General features: G+C 67.3%; 17 protein-coding genes and 2 rRNA genes (1 of these 19 running past the window's edge). All 19 read left to right on the forward strand.

Going from position 1 to position 19,249, the window contains the following annotated elements:
• A 23S ribosomal RNA gene (locus OYT95_RS34150) occupies nucleotides 1–1,440 on the forward strand; it begins 1,695 nt to the left of the window's first position.
• Between the two features lie 131 nt (nucleotides 1,441–1,571).
• Nucleotides 1,572–1,688: ribosomal RNA gene (gene rrf / locus OYT95_RS34155) — 5S ribosomal RNA — on the forward strand.
• 60 nt (nucleotides 1,689–1,748) lie between these two features.
• Nucleotides 1,749–2,717 carry a tetratricopeptide repeat protein gene (locus OYT95_RS34160; protein WP_081792279.1) on the forward strand — a complete coding sequence of 323 codons (969 nt, stop codon included), beginning with the start codon at nucleotides 1,749–1,751 and terminating at the stop codon, nucleotides 2,715–2,717.
• The gene (locus OYT95_RS34165; protein WP_268790149.1) at nucleotides 2,714–3,709 is read left to right on the forward strand and encodes an HAD-IIA family hydrolase; all 996 of its coding nucleotides are present in this window, start codon (nucleotides 2,714–2,716) and stop codon (nucleotides 3,707–3,709) included. Before OYT95_RS34160 ends, OYT95_RS34165 begins: the two co-directional genes overlap by 4 nt.
• A gap of 77 nt (nucleotides 3,710–3,786) precedes the next feature.
• Complete coding sequence (locus OYT95_RS34170; RefSeq protein WP_050785034.1) at nucleotides 3,787–4,014, forward strand: hypothetical protein; 228 nt, start codon at nucleotides 3,787–3,789, stop codon at nucleotides 4,012–4,014.
• Nucleotide 4,015: 1 nt separating this feature from the next.
• Nucleotides 4,016–4,846, forward strand: a complete 831-nt coding sequence (locus OYT95_RS34175) for a TlyA family RNA methyltransferase (protein WP_037229346.1) — start codon at nucleotides 4,016–4,018, stop codon at nucleotides 4,844–4,846.
• Nucleotides 4,843–5,805, forward strand: a complete 963-nt coding sequence (locus OYT95_RS34180; protein ID WP_037229348.1) for an NAD kinase — start codon at nucleotides 4,843–4,845, stop codon at nucleotides 5,803–5,805. Before OYT95_RS34175 ends, OYT95_RS34180 begins: the two co-directional genes overlap by 4 nt.
• 2 nt (nucleotides 5,806–5,807) lie before the next feature.
• On the forward strand, nucleotides 5,808–7,580 hold the full coding sequence (gene recN / locus OYT95_RS34185) for a DNA repair protein RecN (RefSeq protein ID WP_112298639.1): 1,773 nt from the start codon (nucleotides 5,808–5,810) through the stop codon (nucleotides 7,578–7,580).
• 111 nt (nucleotides 7,581–7,691) lie between these two features.
• Nucleotides 7,692–8,876 (forward strand): putative cytokinetic ring protein SteA, encoded by a 1,185-nt coding sequence (steA, locus tag OYT95_RS34190; RefSeq protein ID WP_268790150.1) that lies wholly within the window; start codon nucleotides 7,692–7,694, stop codon nucleotides 8,874–8,876.
• Complete coding sequence (locus OYT95_RS34195; RefSeq protein ID WP_037229355.1) at nucleotides 8,873–9,823, forward strand: copper transporter; 951 nt, start codon at nucleotides 8,873–8,875, stop codon at nucleotides 9,821–9,823. Before steA ends, OYT95_RS34195 begins: the two co-directional genes overlap by 4 nt.
• Before the next feature lie 141 nt (nucleotides 9,824–9,964).
• Nucleotides 9,965–11,740 (forward strand): CTP synthase, encoded by a 1,776-nt coding sequence (locus OYT95_RS34200; protein ID WP_052032982.1) that lies wholly within the window; start codon nucleotides 9,965–9,967, stop codon nucleotides 11,738–11,740.
• A 13-nt stretch (nucleotides 11,741–11,753) separates the two neighbouring features.
• Nucleotides 11,754–12,422, forward strand: a complete 669-nt coding sequence (locus tag OYT95_RS34205; protein WP_112298637.1) for an NUDIX domain-containing protein — start codon at nucleotides 11,754–11,756, stop codon at nucleotides 12,420–12,422.
• 1 nt (nucleotide 12,423) lies between these two features.
• Nucleotides 12,424–13,350, forward strand: coding sequence for a site-specific tyrosine recombinase XerD (xerD, locus tag OYT95_RS34210; protein WP_112298636.1), 927 nt, complete (start codon nucleotides 12,424–12,426; stop codon nucleotides 13,348–13,350).
• Between the two features lie 58 nt (nucleotides 13,351–13,408).
• A complete protein-coding gene (locus OYT95_RS34215) occupies nucleotides 13,409–14,413 on the forward strand; it encodes a ParA family protein (protein WP_037229366.1) in 1,005 nt (334 codons plus the stop codon).
• On the forward strand, nucleotides 14,414–15,286 hold the full coding sequence (locus OYT95_RS34220) for a segregation and condensation protein A (protein WP_268790151.1): 873 nt from the start codon (nucleotides 14,414–14,416) through the stop codon (nucleotides 15,284–15,286).
• Nucleotides 15,283–15,975, forward strand: a complete 693-nt coding sequence (scpB, locus tag OYT95_RS34225) for an SMC-Scp complex subunit ScpB (RefSeq protein ID WP_268790152.1) — start codon at nucleotides 15,283–15,285, stop codon at nucleotides 15,973–15,975. The genes OYT95_RS34220 and scpB overlap by 4 nt, the downstream gene beginning before the upstream one ends.
• 16 nt (nucleotides 15,976–15,991) lie before the next feature.
• Nucleotides 15,992–17,056, forward strand: a complete 1,065-nt coding sequence (locus OYT95_RS34230) for a pseudouridine synthase (RefSeq protein ID WP_112298634.1) — start codon at nucleotides 15,992–15,994, stop codon at nucleotides 17,054–17,056.
• A complete protein-coding gene (gene cmk, locus OYT95_RS34235) occupies nucleotides 17,053–17,742 on the forward strand; it encodes a (d)CMP kinase (protein ID WP_037229372.1) in 690 nt (229 codons plus the stop codon). Before OYT95_RS34230 ends, cmk begins: the two co-directional genes overlap by 4 nt.
• Nucleotides 17,739–19,166 carry a ribosome biogenesis GTPase Der gene (gene der / locus OYT95_RS34240; protein ID WP_037229374.1) on the forward strand — a complete coding sequence of 476 codons (1,428 nt, stop codon included), beginning with the start codon at nucleotides 17,739–17,741 and terminating at the stop codon, nucleotides 19,164–19,166. Before cmk ends, der begins: the two co-directional genes overlap by 4 nt.
• The last annotated feature ends 83 nt before the right edge of the window (nucleotides 19,167–19,249 follow it).

The following is a 19,249-nucleotide window of genomic DNA, read 5'->3' on the forward strand; positions in this document are numbered from 1 at the left end:
ACTGGTGTAAGCCTGTAGGGCGAATGGTAGGCAAATCCGCCATTCACACAGCCTGAGAGGTGATGCATAGCCGAATGAGGCGAATTCAGTGATCCTATGCTGCCGAGAAAAGCCTCTAGCGAGCTTTCACACGGCCCGTACCCCAAACCGACACAGGTGGTCAGGTAGAGAATACTAAGGCGATCGAGATAACTATGGTTAAGGAACTCGGCAAAATGCCCCCGTAACTTCGGGAGAAGGGGGGCCTCGTCCGGTGATCACTCTTGCAGTGTGAGCTGGGTGGGGCCGCAGAGACCAGTGAGAAGCGACTGTTTACTAAAAACACAGGTCCGTGCGAAGTCGTAAGACGATGTATACGGACTGACGCCTGCCCGGTGCTGGAAGGTTAAGAGGACCGGTTAGCCACTTCGGTGGCGAAGCTGAGAATTTAAGCCCCAGTAAACGGCGGTGGTAACTATAACCATCCTAAGGTAGCGAAATTCCTTGTCGGGTAAGTTCCGACCTGCACGAATGGCGTAACGACTTCTCAGCTGTCTCAACCATAGACTCGGCGAAATTGCATTACGAGTAAAGATGCTCGTTACGCGCGGCAGGACGAAAAGACCCCGGGACCTTCACTACAGCTTGGTATTGGTGTTCGGTTCGGTTTGTGTAGGATAGGTGGGAGACTGTGAAGCGCTCACGCCAGTGAGTGTGGAGTCGTTGTTGAAATACCACTCTGATCGTATTGGACCTCTAACCTCGGACCATGATCTGGTTCAGGGACAGTGCCTGGTGGGTAGTTTAACTGGGGCGGTTGCCTCCCAAAATGTAACGGAGGCGCCCAAAGGTTCCCTCAGCCTGGTTGGCAATCAGGTGTCGAGTGCAAGTGCACAAGGGAGCTTGACTGTGAGACTGACAGGTCGAGCAGGGACGAAAGTCGGGACTAGTGATCCGGCACCGGCAAGTGGAAGCGGTGTCGCTCAACGGATAAAAGGTACCCCGGGGATAACAGGCTGATCTTCCCCAAGAGTCCATATCGACGGGATGGTTTGGCACCTCGATGTCGGCTCGTCGCATCCTGGGGCTGGAGTAGGTCCCAAGGGTTGGGCTGTTCGCCCATTAAAGCGGCACGCGAGCTGGGTTTAGAACGTCGTGAGACAGTTCGGTCTCTATCCGCCGCGCGCGTTAGAAACTTGAGGAAGGCTGTCCCTAGTACGAGAGGACCGGGACGGACGAACCTCTGGTGTGCCAGTTGTTCCACCAGGAGCACCGCTGGTTAGCTACGTTCGGAAGGGATAACCGCTGAAAGCATCTAAGCGGGAAGCCTGTTCCAAGATGAGGTTTCTCACCCCCTCGAGGGGGTAAGGCCCCCGGCAGACCACCGGGTTGATAGGCCAGAACTGGAAGTCCGGTAACGGATGCAGGTGACTGGTACTAATAGGCCGAGGACTTACCACAAAGAAGCTACGCGTCCACTGTGCAGTATCTGAAACAACACACAGATACTCATTTCAACCCCACCGGTCACCCAGCAGGGTGCCCGAGTTGAGGGAACAACACGAAATGAGTGTGTGACAGTTTCATAGAGTTACGGCGGCCATAGCGGAGGGGAAACGCCCGGTCCCATTCCGAACCCGGAAGCTAAGCCCTCCAGCGCCGATGGTACTGCACCCGACAGGGTGTGGGAGAGTAGGACACCGCCGAACATCCGTTACCGAAAGGGGACCCAATATACTGGGTCCCCTTTCGTGGTTTGTGTGAAAGGAATGACTGTGTCGGAGAGTGACGACGGACGTCGGTCCTTCCGCGGAGGCGGTGCCTCCAACAACAATCGAGGCGGTGCCTCCAACAACAATCGAGGCGGTGCGTCCAGCAGCGACCGTGGCGGCGCCGGTGGTTCGGGTCGTGGTGGCTCGACCGGTGGTCCCCGTCGCGATTCGCGCGACAATCGTGGCGGTGCCGGTGGCGATCGTCGCGGTGGCGGACCCCGTCGTGGCGGCGAGGGCGGCTTCGCGCCTCGCGGACGTGAAGGCGACCGTCCGCAGCGGCAGCAGGCCCGTCCGGACGAACCGGATCTGCCCGAGAACGTCGAGGCCGGCGAGCTCGATCCCGCTGTACGCCGCGACCTGCTGAGCCTGGACAAGACGAACGCGAACACGGTTGCGCGTCACCTGGTGATGGCCGGCAAGCTCGTCGACGACGATCCGCGTCTTGCGCTCGCGCATGCCCGCGCCGCGCGCCAGCGTGCGGGCCGTATCGCCATCGTGCGTGAGGCCGCGGGTATCACCGCATATCACGCCGGCGAATGGGCGGAGGCGTTGTCGGAGTTGCGCGCTGCTCGTCGCATGGCCGGCGGTCCTGGACTGCTCGCGGTGATGGCGGACTGCGAACGTGGACTGGGCCGCCCGGAGCGTGCGATCGAACTCGGGCGGAGCGAGGAAGCTGCAGCGCTGTCCGGTGACGAGGCCGCCGAGCTGCGCATGGTGGTCGCCGGAGCACGCATGGACCTCGGTCAGTTCGACCAGGCCGTGGTCACCCTGCAGACCCCTGATCTCGACGCCTCGCGGACCGGTCCGGGTGCCGCTCGCCTGTTCTACGCGTACGCGGATGCCTTGGTGGCGGCCGGTCGCATCGAGGACGGACTCAAGTGGTTCCTCAATTCCGCTGCGGCGGATCTCGAGGGTGACACCGACGCGGAGGAGCGTGTGGCCGAGCTGACCGGAGACGATCAGTGACGGTTCTGCGCGACGGTTACGACGCCCTGCTGCTCGACCTCGACGGCACCCTGTACCAGGGGCCGCAGGAAATCCCCGGTGCGCGAGAGGCTTTGGCGGCCGGGGAGCAGTCCTGCTACTACGTGACCAACAACGCCAGTCGCAGCCCGGGGGAGGTCGCGGAACACCTGACCGAACTCGGATTCGACGCCGACGAGTCGACGGTGGTGACGAGTTCGCAGTCCGCGGCCAGGCTTCTCGCGGAGAACGTTGCCCCCGATTCGCCGGTCCTGATCGTGGGCACCGAAGCGCTCGCCGACGAAGTCCGGAACGTCGGACTGCGGTCGGTGCGGTCGTTCGAGGACGCGCCGGCGGCTGTCGTCCAGGGTCATTCGCCGACGACGGACTGGGCGATACTCGCCGAGGCGACCCTCGCGATCCGGGCCGGCGCGGTCTGGGTGGCGGCGAACCTGGACTCGACCCTCCCCACCGAACGCGGACTCGTCCTCGGCAACGGGTCGATGGTCGCAGCGCTACGCACGGCGACGTCCCGGGAACCGCTCGTGGCGGGTAAACCGGCCGCGCCGCTGATGGAGGATGCGATGCGCCGCAGCAAGTGTGTGCGCCCGCTCGTCGTGGGCGACAGGCTGGACACCGACATCGAAGGTGCCAATAATGTCGGTCTCGACTCGCTGCTGGTACTCACCGGCGTGAGCACCGCGGTGGACGTGCTGCGCGCCGCGCCGGAGCTACGGCCCACCTATCTGGCGTCCGAACTGGACGCCCTCAACCGGCCCGCCGAGGAATCCCTCATCGGTGAGGACAGCCGGTGGTCCGTCGAGTTCGACGGCACCGATCTGGTGATCGAACCGACCACCGATTCCGCCGCGCCGGTGGATTCGGCTGCGCTGCTACGGGCCGTGGCTGTCGGCGCCTGGAAGTTCCCCGACTTCGCGCGGATCACGTCGAAGACGCCCGCGGTGAGCGCGGTCGTCTCAGGCTGGGGTGCCTGAAACCCGGCAGACCCGCGTTGTTCGTCACGCGATTCGCTGTATGCGTATCGGAACGCGATGGACTAGCGTTGTGCCCGATGAGCACGCCAATACCGCGCCCGGGAGCCCATCTACCTGGGCCTCCTCAGAGTGTCGACCCCGAGAAGATCCACACGGAGGTCGACGGATTGTTGTCGCGGCTCGGAGCCGTCGAACCGGATCCTGACGACGAGCACGGCGCCGGGGTCATCCCACGCAAAGCCCATCTTCTCGAGAAGGCGCACGACGTGCTGGTGGAGGCGCTGGCCACCGTGGACAAGATCTGACGTGGCCCGTCGAGCACGGGTGGATGCCGAACTCGTTCGGCGGGGACTGGCCCGGTCCCGCGAACACGCGCAAGAACTCATCGCCTCCGGCCGCGTACTGATCTCGGGTGCGGCAGCGACCAAACCGGCCACCGCGATCGAAGCGGGAACTCCGCTGCGGGTGGTCGAGGTCGACAACGAAGTGTCCTGGGCATCGCGTGGTGCGCACAAACTCCTCGGTGCGCTGGAGGCCTTCGGGCCCCGTGGGCTCCAGGTCGAGACCAAGCGCTGCCTCGATGCCGGCGCGTCCACCGGCGGCTTCACCGACGTGCTGCTTCACCACGGCGCGCGGGAGGTCGTGGCGGTGGACGTCGGCTACGGCCAGCTGGTGTGGCGGCTGCAGTCCGACGACCGCGTCCACGTCGTCGACCGGACCAACGTGCGATCGATCGACGCCGAGCAGATCGGCGGCCCGGTCGATCTGGTGGTCGCGGACCTCTCGTTCATCTCGCTGAAGCTCGTCCTCCCGGCGTTCGTGGCCTGCGTGGCCGACGGCGCGGATCTGATTCCGATGGTGAAGCCGCAGTTCGAGGTCGGAAAGGACCACGTGGGTTCCGGTGGAGTGGTGCGTGACCCTGAGCTGCGTGTCGCCGCGGTACTGGATGTCGCGAAGACGGCGGAATCGCTGGGACTGCGTACCGTCGGTGCAGTGGCCAGTCCGCTGCCGGGACCGTCGGGGAACGTCGAATACTTCCTGTGGCTCCGCGCGGATGTCACACCCGGGACGGATGATGTACCGGTCGAGTCGGTAGAAGAATTGATCCGCACCGCGGTGCAGGAGGGACCACAGTGAGCGGGGGAAGCAGCGGCACCCAGCAAGGCGAGCGGGAGATCCTGCTCGTGGCGCACCCGGGCCGCGCCGAGATCACGGAGACCGCGCGACGCGTCGGCAAGATCTTCGAGCGTGCCGGGATCGGGCTGCGCGTCCTCGTCGACGAGGTCGACAGCACCCGCATCGAACCGATGGACGGCATGGCAGCCGACGAATTCCTGGTTCCCGGGCTGGAAGTCACCATTGTTCAGGCAGGTCCCGACGCCGCCCTCGGTTGCGAGATGGTGCTCGTCCTCGGCGGGGACGGAACGTTCCTCCGGGCAGCGGAACTCGCCCAGGCCGCGTCCATCCCGGTTCTGGGAATCAACCTGGGCCGGATCGGGTTCCTCGCGGAAACCGAGGCCGAGCACCTCGACGAGGCGCTCGCCCAGGTAGTGCGTCGTGAGTACCGCATCGAACACCGCATGACACTGGACGTGCTGGTCCGGGTGGACGACGAAATCATCGAACGCGGCTGGGCGCTGAACGAGGCGAGCATCGAGAACCGGTCCCGGCTCGGTGTCCTCGAAGTGGTGCTCGAAGTGGACGGCCGCCCCGTGTCGGCCTTCGGTTGCGACGGTGTCCTCATCTCCACCCCGACCGGGTCGACCGCGTACGCGTTCTCGGCCGGCGGCCCCGTGGTGTGGCCCGAACTCGAGGCCCTGCTGGTGGTCCCGAGCAACGCGCACGCCTTGTTCGCGCGCCCCCTCGTGACGAGCCCGAATTCGCTGATCGCGGTCGAGACGGTGGCAGGCAGCCACGACGGCCTGGTGTTCTGCGACGGTCGCCGGACCCTCGAGCTGCCCGCGGGCGCCCGCGTCGAAGTGGTGCGTGGCAAGGAACCCGTTCGTTGGATACGACTGGATTCGGCGCCGTTCGCGGACCGGATGGTGCGAAAGTTCGAGCTGCCCGTCACCGGGTGGCGAGGAAGGAAGCCCTAGACGTGCTGGCAGAGATCAGGATCGACAACCTCGGTGTGATCTCCGAGGCGTCGGCGCAATTCCACGAAGGCTTGACGGTGCTCACCGGTGAAACCGGCGCGGGCAAGACGATGGTGGTGACGAGCCTGCACCTGCTCAGCGGTGCACGAGCGGACGCGGGCCGGGTGCGTCTCGGCGCGCCCCGTGCCGTGGTCGAGGGCCGGTTCATGACGGATGAGGGCTCGGAGCACGTCGAACGTGCCGTGTCCCGGCTGCTCGAGTCGACCGGCGCCGAGCGGGACGAGGACGGCACCATCATCGCGGTGCGGACCGTCGGCAGCGACGGACGGTCCCGCGCCCACCTGGGCGGGCGCAGCGTTCCGGCGGGCGTGCTGTCCGAGTTCACCGATCCGCTGCTCACCGTGCACGGGCAGAACGATCAGCTGCGGCTGCTCCGCCCGGACCAGCAGTGCGCCGCGCTGGACAGGTTCGCGGACAAGACGGTCGGCCCGCTGCTGGCGCGGTACCGCAAGCACCGCGACGAATGGGTGACCGCACGATCCGAGCTGATCGAACGCACCGGGCGCACCCGGGAACTCGCGCAGGAAGCCGACCAGCTGACGTTCGCCCTCAACGAGATCGACGGCATCGCCCCCACCCCGGGCGAGGACGAGTCGATCGTGTCGGAGGTGCGCAGACTCAGTGAACTCGACTCGCTGCGCTCGGCTGCCGAGGAAGCGCACGCCGCGCTCGCCGGCGGCGACGACATGGACGGCGACGGCGTGGGCGCACCCGCGCTGGATCTGCTGTCCGAGGCGCGGGCCCGGATCGAATCGGCCACCGACCCCGAACTCGACGGGCTCGGACCGCGTCTCGCCGACGCGATCGCAGTGGTCACCGACGTCTCCGCCGACCTGACCACGTATCTCGCCGGGCTTCCGGCGGACCCGGGGGCACTGGACTCCTTGCTGTCGCGGCAGGCGGAACTGAAGAACCTCACCCGCAAGTACGCCGCCGACGTCGACGGCGTACTGGAATGGGCAGACAACGCCCGTGCGAGGCTCGAGAAGATCGATGTGTCCTCCGATGCGTTGGCGGCATTGACGAAGCAGGTCGAGGAGTCTGCGGCGTCCACCGCGGAGGCCGCGTCGAAGCTGACCGCGGCCCGCGTCAAGGCGGCGGCCAAGCTCGCCAAGGCCGTCAGTTCGGAACTCGCAGGTCTGGCGATGGGCCGGGCCGCCCTCGAGGTGTCGGTCCGCCCCCGGATCGCCGGACCCCAGGACACGGCACCGCTCACCGTCGACGGTACGGAACTGCACGCGGGATCGTCCGGTGTCGACGAAGTGGAATTCCGGCTGTCGGCGCACAGCGGCGCACAGTCGCTGCCCATCAGCAAGAGCGCGTCCGGCGGTGAACTCTCGCGGGTGATGCTGGCCCTCGAGGTGGTGCTCGCCGGGTCCGATTCGGGCGCGACGATGGTGTTCGACGAGGTCGACGCCGGTGTCGGCGGTCGGGCCGCGGTCGAGATCGGCCGGCGACTGGCCCGGCTCGCCCGGACGCACCAGGTCATCGTCGTGACGCACCTGCCGCAGGTCGCGGCGTTCGCAGACACTCACCTGGTGGTCGACAAGGTCGACGACGCGGATGGCGTCGTCAGCAGTGGTGTGCACACACTCACCGACGACGAGCGGGTGGTGGAACTGGCCCGCATGCTCGCCGGACTCGACGACACGGAGACCGGTCGCGCCCACGCGGAGGAGTTGTTGGCCACGGCCAACGCCGAGCGTTCCGCCTGAACCCCGCCCGGCGGACCGTCGGCCGCACCCGTGGTAATGGTGTGACTGATGTGGTAAACGGTTCGGCGCGCCTCCACAGGTCGGTCCTGCTTCCGGTCCATCATCGAACTCATGAAGATGCCGGCACTGCTGTCACGTAACACCGAAACTTTGCCTGGGGTCAGCGGCATCGCCAGGGTGGATCGCAACACGGCCAAGTTGCTGCGACGCGTCGGACCCGGTGACATCGTCGTTCTCGACGAGCTCGACCTCGATCGCGGGACCGCGGACGCCCTGGTGAAGGCCGGCGTTCTCGCAGTGATCAACGCGTCGCCCTCGATCTCGGGGCGCTATCCCAACCTCGGTCCGGAGGTGATCGTCGCCAACGGGATCCTCCTGGTGGATTCGGCCGGCGCCGACATCTTCAAGAGCATCAAGGACGGCAGCAAGGTCCGGGTGAACGGGGGCGGTGTCTACTCCGGGGAACGGCGCATCGCCAAGGGCGACGAACAGACCGAGGCGGAGATCTCCGACCGGATGATCGAGGCGAAAACCGGTCTGGTCGACCACCTCGAGGCGTTCTCCGGCAACACCATCGAGTTCATCCGCACCGAGAGTCCGCTGTTGATCGACGGTGTCGGAGTCCCCGACGTCGACGTCGACATGAAGGAACGGCACGTCGTGATCGTGTCCGACGGCCCGGACCACGCATCCGACCTGAAGAACCTCAAGCCGTTCATCAAGGAGTACTCGCCGATCCTCATCGGCGTCGGTGCAGGCGCCGACGTCCTCAAGTCGGCGGGCTATCGCCCGGATCTCATCGTCGGCGACCCCGAGGACATCACGAGCGCCACGTTGAAGTCGGGCGCCGAGGTGGTTCTCCCCGCCGACCAGGACGGTCACGCCCCCGGTCTGTCACGGATCCAGGACCTCGGCATCGGAGCGATGACGTTCCCGGCGTCCGGGTCCCCGTCCGACCTGGCGCTGCTGCTGGCCGATCACCACGGCGCGTCGCTGATCGTCACGGTCGGGAGCACCGTCTCCCTCGACGAGTTCTTCGACCGCGGCCGCCGCGACAGCAACCCGTCGGCATTCATGACCCGCCTGAAGGTCGGGCCGAAACTGGTGGACGCGAAGGCCGTGGCGACCCTGTACCGGAGCCGGGTGTCGGGCGGTGCGATCGCGTTGCTCGTGCTGGCCGCACTGGTCGCGGTGATCGTGGCCCTGGTGGTGTCGAACATCGGTGGTGAGGCACTGGACTGGGCCGTCGCGACGTGGAACAGCTTTGCGTTGTGGGTTCAGGGGTTCTTCAAGTGATTTCTCTGCGTCAACATGCCATTTCCATAGCGGCGATCTTCCTGGCTCTGGCAATCGGCGTGGTGATGGGTTCCGGCCTGTTGTCGAGCGGTCTCGTCTCGGGGCTGCGCGACGACAAGGCCGACCTGCAGACCGATATGGAGAAGGCGACCGAACGCAACAACCAGCTGACCGAGCAGTTGAACTCGGCGGACGGCTTCGATTCCGCGGTCGGCGGCCGCGTGGTGGCCGACTCTCTCGCGCAACGCACCGTGATGGTCGTGACGACCCCGGATGCCGACCCCGCCGACCTGGACGGGGTCAACCGCATGATCGCGCAGGCCGGCGGGTCGGTGACCGGGCGGGTGTCGCTGACCGACTCGTTCGTGGACGCCACCGGCGGTGACCGGTTGCGGACGGTCGTCAACAACGTGATCCCCGCTGGTGTCACGTTGAAGACCGGGGCCGTCGACCAGGGCAGCCTCGCAGGCGACCTGCTCGGCTCGGTCCTCATGCTCGGCAAGGAGACGGGTCAGCCGCAGAGTTCCGCGCAGGAGATGGCGCTCGCCCTCGAGACCCTCCGCGGGGCGGGATTCGTCAGCTACGACGACGGCGCGGTCCAACCGGCACAGGTCGCGGTGGTGCTGACCGGCGACCGCGACGTGGAGGACGGCGTCAGCGGCAACCGCGGTGCGGTGGTGGCCCGGTTCGCGGGCGCGCTGGACTCGCGAGGGGCCGGGGCGGTTCTCGCCGGGCGTCCGGCCTCGGCGCAGGGCAACGGTGCGGTCGCCGTGGCGCGGGCCGACGCGGCTCTCTCCGCGGCGCTCACCACTATCGACAACATCGACCGGGAAGCGGGCAAGATCACCGTTCCGCTCGCGCTGCAGGAGCAACTGAACGGCGGTGCCGGCCGGTACGGCACGGGGCCCGGCACCACCGGTGTCACCGTGGGGGCCACACCGGCGTAGCGCGCATCACATCGGGGCGGGCAATCGCGGCGCGTTGTTTCCGGGACGTACGACAAGGTGTTACCGTGAAGTCCCGTGGGTCGGCAGGCCCCAGCATTGCTCGAACAGACCAAGCCCTGCACAGTCGTCACGGGAGCCCCTTTGCCACAGTCACGCACTCATTCGCGTACCGCTACCAAGCACATCTTCGTGAGCGGCGGCGTCGCCTCCTCACTCGGCAAGGGCCTCACAGCCTCGAGCCTCGGGCAATTGCTGACCGCGCGGGGGATGCGCGTGACCATGCAGAAACTGGATCCGTATCTCAACGTCGATCCGGGCACGATGAACCCCTTCCAGCACGGTGAGGTCTTCGTCACCGAGGACGGCGCCGAGACCGACCTCGACGTCGGCCACTACGAGCGCTTCCTCGACCGCGACCTGTCCGGTCAGGCGAATGTGACCACCGGCCAGGTGTATTCGACGGTCATCGCCAAGGAGCGGCGCGGCGAATACCTCGGCGACACCGTCCAGGTCATCCCGCACATCACGGACGAGATCAAGAGCCGGATCCTGGCCATGAGCGGACCGGACCTCCAGGGCCATCAGCCCGACGTCGTCATCACGGAGATCGGTGGCACCGTCGGTGACATCGAGTCGCAGCCGTTCCTCGAGGCCGCCCGTCAGGTGCGCCACGACGTCGGGCGGGACAACGTCTTCTTCCTCCACGTCTCCCTGGTGCCGTACCTGGCGCCGTCGGGTGAGCTCAAGACGAAGCCCACCCAGCACTCGGTCGCGGCACTGCGGAACATCGGTATCCAGCCCGACGCGCTGATCCTGCGCTGCGACCGCGAGGTTCCCCCGGCGCTGAAGAACAAGATCGCACTCATGTGCGACGTCGACGTCGACGGCTGCATCTCGACCCCCGACGCACCCTCGATCTACGACATCCCGAAGGTGCTGCACAGCGAGGGCCTCGACGCGTACGTCGTGCGTCAGCTGGGTCTGCCGTTCCGCGACGTGGACTGGACCGTGTGGGGCAACCTGCTCGAGCGCGTCCACCAGCCGCGCGAGACCGTGCGGATCGCCCTGGTCGGAAAATACGTCGACCTGCCGGACGCCTACCTGTCCGTCACCGAGGCACTGCGTGCAGGCGGGTTCGCGAACCGCTCGAAGGTGGAAATCTCCTGGGTGCCGTCCGACGCGTGTGAGACGGAGGCGGGCGCGCAGGCCGCCCTCGGCGACGTCGACGGCGTGCTGATTCCCGGTGGCTTCGGAATCCGCGGTATCGAGGGCAAGCTCGGCGCGATCCGCTACGCCCGTCACCGGAAGATCCCGCTGCTCGGCCTGTGCCTCGGCCTGCAGTGCGTCGTGATCGAAGCCGCGCGCAGCGTGGGTCTCGACGACGCCAACTCCGCCGAGTTCGAGCCCGAGACCACGCACCCCGTGATCTCCACGATGGCGGATCAGGAAGACGTCATCGCCGGCGAGGCGGACCTCGGCGGCACGATGCGCCTCGGTGCGTACCCCGCCGTCCTGACGAAGGGGTCCGTCGTCGCCCGGGCGTACGGCAGCGAAGAGGTGTCGGAGCGTCACCGTCACCGCTACGAGGTCAACAACGCGTACCGCGACCGGATCGCGAAGAGCGGACTCCGATTCAGCGGAACCTCGCCCGACGGTCACCTCGTCGAGTTCGTCGAATACCCGGCCGACCAGCACCCGTTCTTCGTCGCGACGCAGGCGCACCCCGAGCTGAAGAGCCGTCCGACGCGTCCGCACCCGCTGTTCGCGGCGTTCGTCGACGCGGCGCTGAAGCACAAGCTCGAAGAGCGGCTTCCCGTCGACGTGCACGGTGAGGAGCGGGCCGCCGTCGCCGCCGATGACGAGCTCGCCGACTCCGCCGACCGCGACGAGGTCGCGTCCGTCGACAGCGCGGGATAGGGCGAGACCGACCATGACCGACACCGGCCGGCACGAATTCGAGACTCTCGACTCGCGCGCCGTGTACAGCGGCGCGATCCTCGCCCTGCGGGTGGATCACGTCGCGATGCCGGACGGCCGGACCGCCGAACGTGAGGTCGTCGAGCACCACGGCGCCGTCGCCGTCGTGGTTCTCGACGACGAGGACCGGATCGTCCTGATCCACCAGTACCGGCACCCGGTGGGGCGCCGGTTGTGGGAGATCCCGGCCGGCCTGCTGGACGAGCCGGGGGAGGACCCCGTCGACGCCGCCGGCCGCGAACTGGCGGAGGAGACGGGGCTCGGGGCCCGTCGCTGGTCCGTTCTGGTGGACGTCGTTCTCTCGCCAGGGTTCACGGACGAGTCGGTGCGCGTGTTCCTCGCCGAGGACCTGTACGAGGTGGACCGGCCGGACCCGGAGGACGAGGAAGCCGACCTCGAGATCGAGCGGATTCCGCTCGACGACGTGGTGTCGATGGTGCTGAACGGGACCATCGTCAACGCCACGGCCGTGGCCGGGGTGATGGCCCTCGCCGCTGCCCGGTCCCGGCCGGGCGGTCTCGGCGAACTCCGCGACGTGACCGCGCCCTGGGTCGATCGCCCCGCCAGGTTCAGTGAGAGGAAACGCTCGCGCGCCGCCGGGGACGAGGCCGCGCGGGCATGACATGGTGATTGCGCGGCAGGTGGATTCGTACCTCGACCACCTGGCCGTCGAGCGCGGAGCTGCCCGCAACACTCTCGGTTCGTACCGCCGCGACCTCGAGCGGTACACGCAGTTCCTCGCCGAGCGGGAGGTCACCGACATCGGCCGGATCCGCGAACAAGACGTCAGCGACTTCGTGATCGCCCTACGAACCGGCGATCCGAAACGCGAACTGCCGCCGCTGGCCGCGAGCTCGGCGGCCCGCGCCCTGATCGCGGTGCGCGGATTCCACCGGTTCGCCGCGGCGGAGGGGATGACCGCCGTCGACGTCGCCCGGGACGTGCGGCCGCCGTCGCCGGCGAAACGGCTCCCCAAATCGCTTCCGGTCAATGAGGTGCTGGCACTGCTGGAGGCAGTCGGAGGCAGCGGACCCGCCGACGGACCGCGGGCGGTCCGCGACCGCGCGCTGCTGGAGTTGCTGTACTCGACGGGCGCCCGCATCTCCGAAGCCGTCGGCCTGGATGTCGACGATGTCGACACCGAGACCCGGTCGGTGCTGCTGCGGGGCAAGGGAGGCAAGCAGCGGGTGGTGCCGGTGGGCCGGCCCGCCGTCGAATCCCTCGACGCCTACCTGATCCGGGGCCGGCCGGCGCTGGCATCACGCGGAACACCCGCGCTGTTCCTCAATGTCCGCGGCGGACGGCTGTCCCGCCAGAGCGCGTGGACGGTGCTGCAGACCGCCGCGGACGCCGCGGGCATCTCTTCGGCGGTGTCACCGCACACGCTCCGCCACTCGTTCGCGACCCACCTGCTCGACGGGGGCGCCGACGTCCGCGTCGTCCAGGAGCTGCTGGGACATGCCTCGGTGACGACCACCCAGATATATACGCTGGTGACAGTGGGTGCGCTGCGCGAGGTGTGGGCCGGAGCGCATCCCCGGGCTAGGTGACGGAAAGCGTGTCGAGGGGAAAATTCACGGTACGAGGCGGTAGCGTTCGTATAACGATGTGGGATCGGCAGCGATCATCGAGAGAACAGGGGATCATCGGACCGTGGTGACACCGCAGCCGCCAGCGGCGGAGTCAGAGCACTCGCAACAGGAGGGCGACATGTTCGACGTGCGGCAGACCGAACCCGCAGCCTTGTTCGAGGACGCTGCCGTGGTCGTGGAGGAAGAGCTCGGCCCCACGGGACGGCCGACGCGTGAGGTGCCGGAACCCGCCCCGTTGCCCTCGCACGGCCCGGCCAAGATCATCGCGATGTGCAACCAGAAGGGTGGCGTCGGCAAGACGACGTCGACGATCAACCTGGGAGCGTCTCTGGCCGAATTCGGTCGGCGTGTCCTGCTCGTCGACCTCGATCCCCAGGGGGCGCTGTCCGCGGGCCTCGGCGTCGCGCATCACGACCTCGAACTGACCGTCCACAATTTGCTCGTCGAACCCCGCGTCGCGATCGACGACGTCCTGATGCGGACACGCGTCGAGGGCCTCGACCTTCTGCCGAGCAACATCGACCTGTCGGCGGCGGAGATCCAGCTCGTCACCGAGGTCGGGCGGGAACAGACGCTCGGACGGGTGCTGCACCCGGTGCTCGACCGGTACGACTACGTCCTGATCGACTGCCAGCCGTCCCTCGGACTGCTCACGGTCAACGCGCTGGCCTGCGCGGACTCGGTGATCATCCCGATGGAGTGCGAGTACTTCAGCCTGCGCGGCCTGGCGCTGCTCAACGATACGGTCGAGAAGGTCCACGACCGGCTCAACCCGCGGCTCGAACTCGCCGGCATCGTCGTCACGATGTTCGACGCACGGACCCTGCACGCGCGCGAGGTGATGGCCCGTGTGGTGGAGGTGTTCGGGGATCTCGTCTACGACACCGTGATCAACCGCACCGTGCGCTTCCCCGAGACCTCGGTCGCCGGGGAACCGATCACCACCTGGGCGCCGAAATCGACCGGCGCCGAAGCGTACCGTGCTCTGGCACGCGAGGTCATTCACCGGTCCGGCCGGTAAGTGGTGAATACGCAAGACATTCCGGCTCCACCGCAGACCGAGGACCCGCAGACCCCCGTATCGCACGCCGCGGAAACACAGACCGCGGTCAAGCCCGGCTTCCGGGTGACCCTGCGGAATTTCGAGGGACCGTTCGACCTGCTCCTGACCCTGATCAACCAGCGACAGCTGGACGTGACGGAAGTGGCGCTGCACCAGGTGACGGACGACTTCATCGCCTACACCCGCACCCTGGGCGCGGAGATGGGACTCGATCAGACCACCGAATTCCTGGTGGTCGCGGCGACGCTGCTCGACCTGAAGGCGGCGCGTCTGCTCCCGGCAGGACAGGTGGAAGACGCCGAGGACCTCGCGCTTCTCGAGGCGCGCGACCTGCTGTTCGCCCGGCTGCTGCAGTACCGCGCGTACAAGCAGGTGGCGCAACTGTTCGGTGAGCTCGAGGCGGCCGCGCTGCGCCGGTACCCGCGTTCGGCGGCACTGGAGGACCAGTTCACCCAGTTGCTTCCGGAAGTGTTGCTCGGTGTCGACCCGCAACGGTTCGCGGAGATCGCCGCGACCGTGTTCACTCCGCGCCCGAAGCCGACCGTGGGACTCGACCATCTGCACGACATGCACGCGGTGTCGGTGCCCGAACAGGCGGCGCGGATGCTGGAACTGCTCCGCGAACGAGGGGCCGGGGAATGGGCGACCTTCGGCGACCTGGTCTCGGAGTGCGAGGTGACGGTCGAAATCGTGGCAAGATTCCTCGCGCTGCTCGAGCTGTATCGCGAGCAGTCGGTGTTGTTCGAACAGCCCGAGCCGCTCGGGGAATTGTTGGTGAGCTGGACCGGGGAGGGCACAGACGCCCCGGTGACCGAGGAGGATTACGGATGAGTTCGGTCCCGTTCGACGAGTCGGACGACCAGGGCGCCGTCGACGCAGATCCCGAGCTGTCGGACACCGAACTCGAAGCCGTTCTCGAGTCGCTCCTGCTGATCGTCGACTCTCCCGCCGGAGCCGAACAGCTCGCCTCCGCGACCGGCGCTTCTGTGAATCGCATCACGGACGTGCTGAACCGCATGTCCGCCGAGCTCACCGCCCGCGGGAGCGGGATGGACCTCCGATATGCCGGTGACGGTTGGCGTCTCTACACACGCACCGCGTACGCGCCCTACGTGGAACGGCTCCTGCTCGACGGCGCACGATCCAAACTGACGAGGGCGGCTTTGGAAACTCTGGCCGTGGTGGCATACCGTCAACCGTTGACCCGCGCACGGATCAGTGCGGTGCGTGGCGTCAACGTGGACGGTGTGGTGCGCACACTTCTCGCTCGCGGATTGATCGCCGAAGCCGGCGTCGATCCCGATACCAACGCCACGCAGTATTCGACGACGGAGCTCTTCCTGGAACGGCTCGGCTTGGCGTCTCTCGCCGATCTTCCCGCCTTGGCTCCGCTGTTGCCGGATGTGGATCTGATAGATGACATCAGTGACAGTCTGGAATCTGACCCACGATTTGCGAGAATGAATAAAGCTACGGCTTCCACAGAAGAGTTGGACACCGGGCTGGACACCGAAGACTGACAGGGATAGTACAAAAGTGAAGAAACCCGCTCGCCGAGATGGCACACCGGATCGCAACAACAACAAGAAGCAGCGCCCCACCAGGTCGGAGACCGGGGGTCGCTCGGACAGGTCGGAAGCTGGAGGGCGACCGAGCCGCTCCGAGACCGATCGGCGTCCGACCAGGTCGGACGCCGTCAAGGGGAAGCCGGGCAGGCCCGACGCCGCGGCCGCGAAGAACAAGCGCGGCAAACCCAAGTCGGCCAAGCCGCAGCGCGCCCAGGCCCACGCGCCCAAGATCAGCAACGCCAAGCCGGCCCGGCACCAGTACGCCGACGCCGCCGATCGGCCCGCCGGCCCGCCGCAGGGCGACGGCATGCGACTGCAGAAGGTTCTCGCCCAGGCCGGTGTCGCGTCGCGCCGTGCGGCCGAGGAACTGATCTCGCAGGGGCGAGTCGAGGTCGACGGCCGCATCGTCATCGAACAGGGACTGCGCATCGACCCCGAGAACGCGGTGGTGCGCGTGGACGGTGTCCGCGTCGTCGTGCAGAAGGACCTGGTCCACCTCGCGCTGAACAAGCCCCGCGGCTGGCAGTCGACGATGTCGGACGACCTGGGTCGCCCGTGCGTCGGCGACATCGTCTCCGAGCGGGTCGCCGCAGGTCAGCGGTTGTTCCACGTCGGTCGACTGGACGCCGACACCGAGGGACTGCTGCTGCTCACCAACGATGGTGATCTGGCGCATCGGCTGATGCATCCGTCCTTCGAGGTGTCGAAGACGTACCTGGCGACTGTGTCGGGTGCCCTCGAGCGCGGCGTCGGAAAGAAGCTCAAGGAGGGTGTCGAGCTCGACGACGGACCGGCGAAGGTCGACGCGTTCACCCTGCTCGACATCAACGAGGGCAAGTCGCTCGTCCGTGTCACGCTGCACGAAGGCCGCAAGCACATCGTGCGCCGCCTGTTCGACGCCGTGGGACACCCCGTCATCCGGCTCGTCCGGACGGACATCGGCGCGGTCGCTCTCGGCGACCAGCGTCCCGGCACGCTCCGCGTACTCGGTCGAGGCGAGGTCGGCGGTCTCTACGGGGCGGTGGGCCTGTGAGTACCTCGCCGCTGGTCGTCGCGATGGACGGCCCGTCCGGAACCGGGAAGTCGAGCGTCTCGCGGATGCTCGCGCAGCGGCTCGACGCCCGGTACCTCGATACCGGCGCCATGTACCGGATCGCGACGCTGCATGCGCTGCGTAAGGGCGTGGACCTCACCGATCCCGCCGCGATCGCCGACGCGACCGCAGGGCTGCCGTGGTCGATCGGCACGGACCCGGCGGGCGAGCAGGTTCTGCTCGACGGGGAGGACGTGGGGGAGGAGATCCGCGGCGACGCGGTGACCAAGGCCGTCTCGGCTGTCTCCGCCGTGCCGGCGGTGCGTGAACTGCTTGTCGCGGCGCAGCGTCGTCTCGCGGGCGAGGCCGAACGGATCGTCGTCGAAGGCCGGGACATCGGCACCGTCGTCATCCCGGACGCCGACGTGAAGATCTATCTCACCGCCTCGGCGGAAGCCCGGGCACAGCGCAGAAATGCGCAGAATCTCGCAGAAGGACGAGGTGACGACTACGCGGCCGTGCTGGCCGACGTGCAGCGTCGTGACCACCTCGACTCCACGCGCGCCGTGTCGCCGCTGCGGCCGGCCGACGATTCCGTGCTGGTCGACACCAGCGAACTCGGAATCGACGACGTGATCGGCAGGTTGCTGCTGGTGGTTAGCGAAAGAAGGGGAGCAGGGCAGTGACCGAACAATTCACCACCGAGTTCGCAGGCGACGGCACCTGGAGTGAGGAATCGGACTGGGAGGTCCTGGACCTCGAAGACGGTGGCGACGGAGAGTCCCACGTCCCGGTCCCCACCCTCGCAGTGGTCGGTCGCCCGAACGTCGGCAAGTCGACGCTCGTCAACCGGATCATCGGCCGACGCGAAGCCGTGGTCGAGGACATCCCCGGTGTCACCCGCGACCGTGTCTCCTACGAGGCGAACTGGAGTGGCCGCCGCTTCATGGTGCAGGACACCGGCGGCTGGGAACCCGACGCCAAGGGCCTGCAGCAGTCGGTGGCCCGGCAGGCGGAACTGGCGATGCAGACCGCGGACGCGATTCTCCTCGTCGTCGACGCCGTCGTCGGCGCCACCGCAACGGACGAGGCTGTGGCCAAGGTCCTGCGCCGGTCCAAGACCCCGGTTCTGCTGGTGGCCAACAAGGTCGACGACGGCCGAACCGAATCCGAGGTGGCCGCACTGTGGTCGCTCGGTCTCGGACAGCCGCACTCGGTGAGTGCGACGCACGGCCGCGGTACCGGCGATCTCCTCGACGAGGTGCTTGCCGCCCTCCCGGAAACCCCGCGTGAAGGCATCCCCGGCGGCGGGCCGCGACGCGTGGCTCTGGTCGGGAAGCCGAACGTCGGGAAGTCGAGCCTGCTGAACAAGCTGTCGGGCGACGAGCGTTCGGTGGTCCACAATGTCGCGGGGACCACCGTCGATCCGGTCGACTCGATCGTGGAGCTCGGCGGCAGGCCGTGGCGTTTCGTCGACACCGCCGGTCTGCGCAAGCGGGTCAGCCACGCCAGCGGCGCCGAATTCTACGCATCGCTGCGGACGAAGAGCGCCATCGAGGCCGCCGAGGTCGCGATTCTGCTGATCGACGCATCCGAGCCGATCTCGGAGCAGGACCTGCGCGTGCTGAGCATGGTGGCCGACGCCGGGCGGGCCCTCGTCATCGCGTTCAACAAGTGGGATCTCGTCGACGAGGACCGGCGACTCCAGCTGGACCGGGAAGTCGATCGGGACCTGGTGCGGGTGCCGTGGGCACAGCGAGTCAACATCTCGGCGCAGACGGGGCGCGCGGTGCAGAAGCTCGTCCCCGCCCTGGACACCGCACTGGAATCCTGGGACAAGCGCATTCCCACGGGCCGGCTCAACACCTGGCTCAAGGAAGTCGTCGCCGCGACTCCGCCACCGATGCGCGGTGGCCGACTGCCTCGCGTGATGTTCGCCACGCAGGCCGGAACGCGTCCGCCGACGTTCGTGCTGTTCACGACCGGGTTCCTCGAGGCGGGCTACCGCCGGTTCCTGGAGCGGCGTCTGCGCGAGGAGTTCAATTTCGACGGCAGCCCCGTCCGCATCTCGGTGCGGGTGCGGGAAAAGCGTGAGCGGCGAAGTCGTTGATCCGACAGAATGCGCTCTGACCAGGCGATTAGCGTTACGGACTGCCCCTGATGTAATCTCATCGAGCACCTGAACGAGGGTGT

It is taken from the genome of Rhodococcus sp. JS3073 (genome assembly GCF_026810085.1).
Classification (GTDB): domain Bacteria; phylum Actinomycetota; class Actinomycetes; order Mycobacteriales; family Mycobacteriaceae; genus Rhodococcus_F; species Rhodococcus_F wratislaviensis.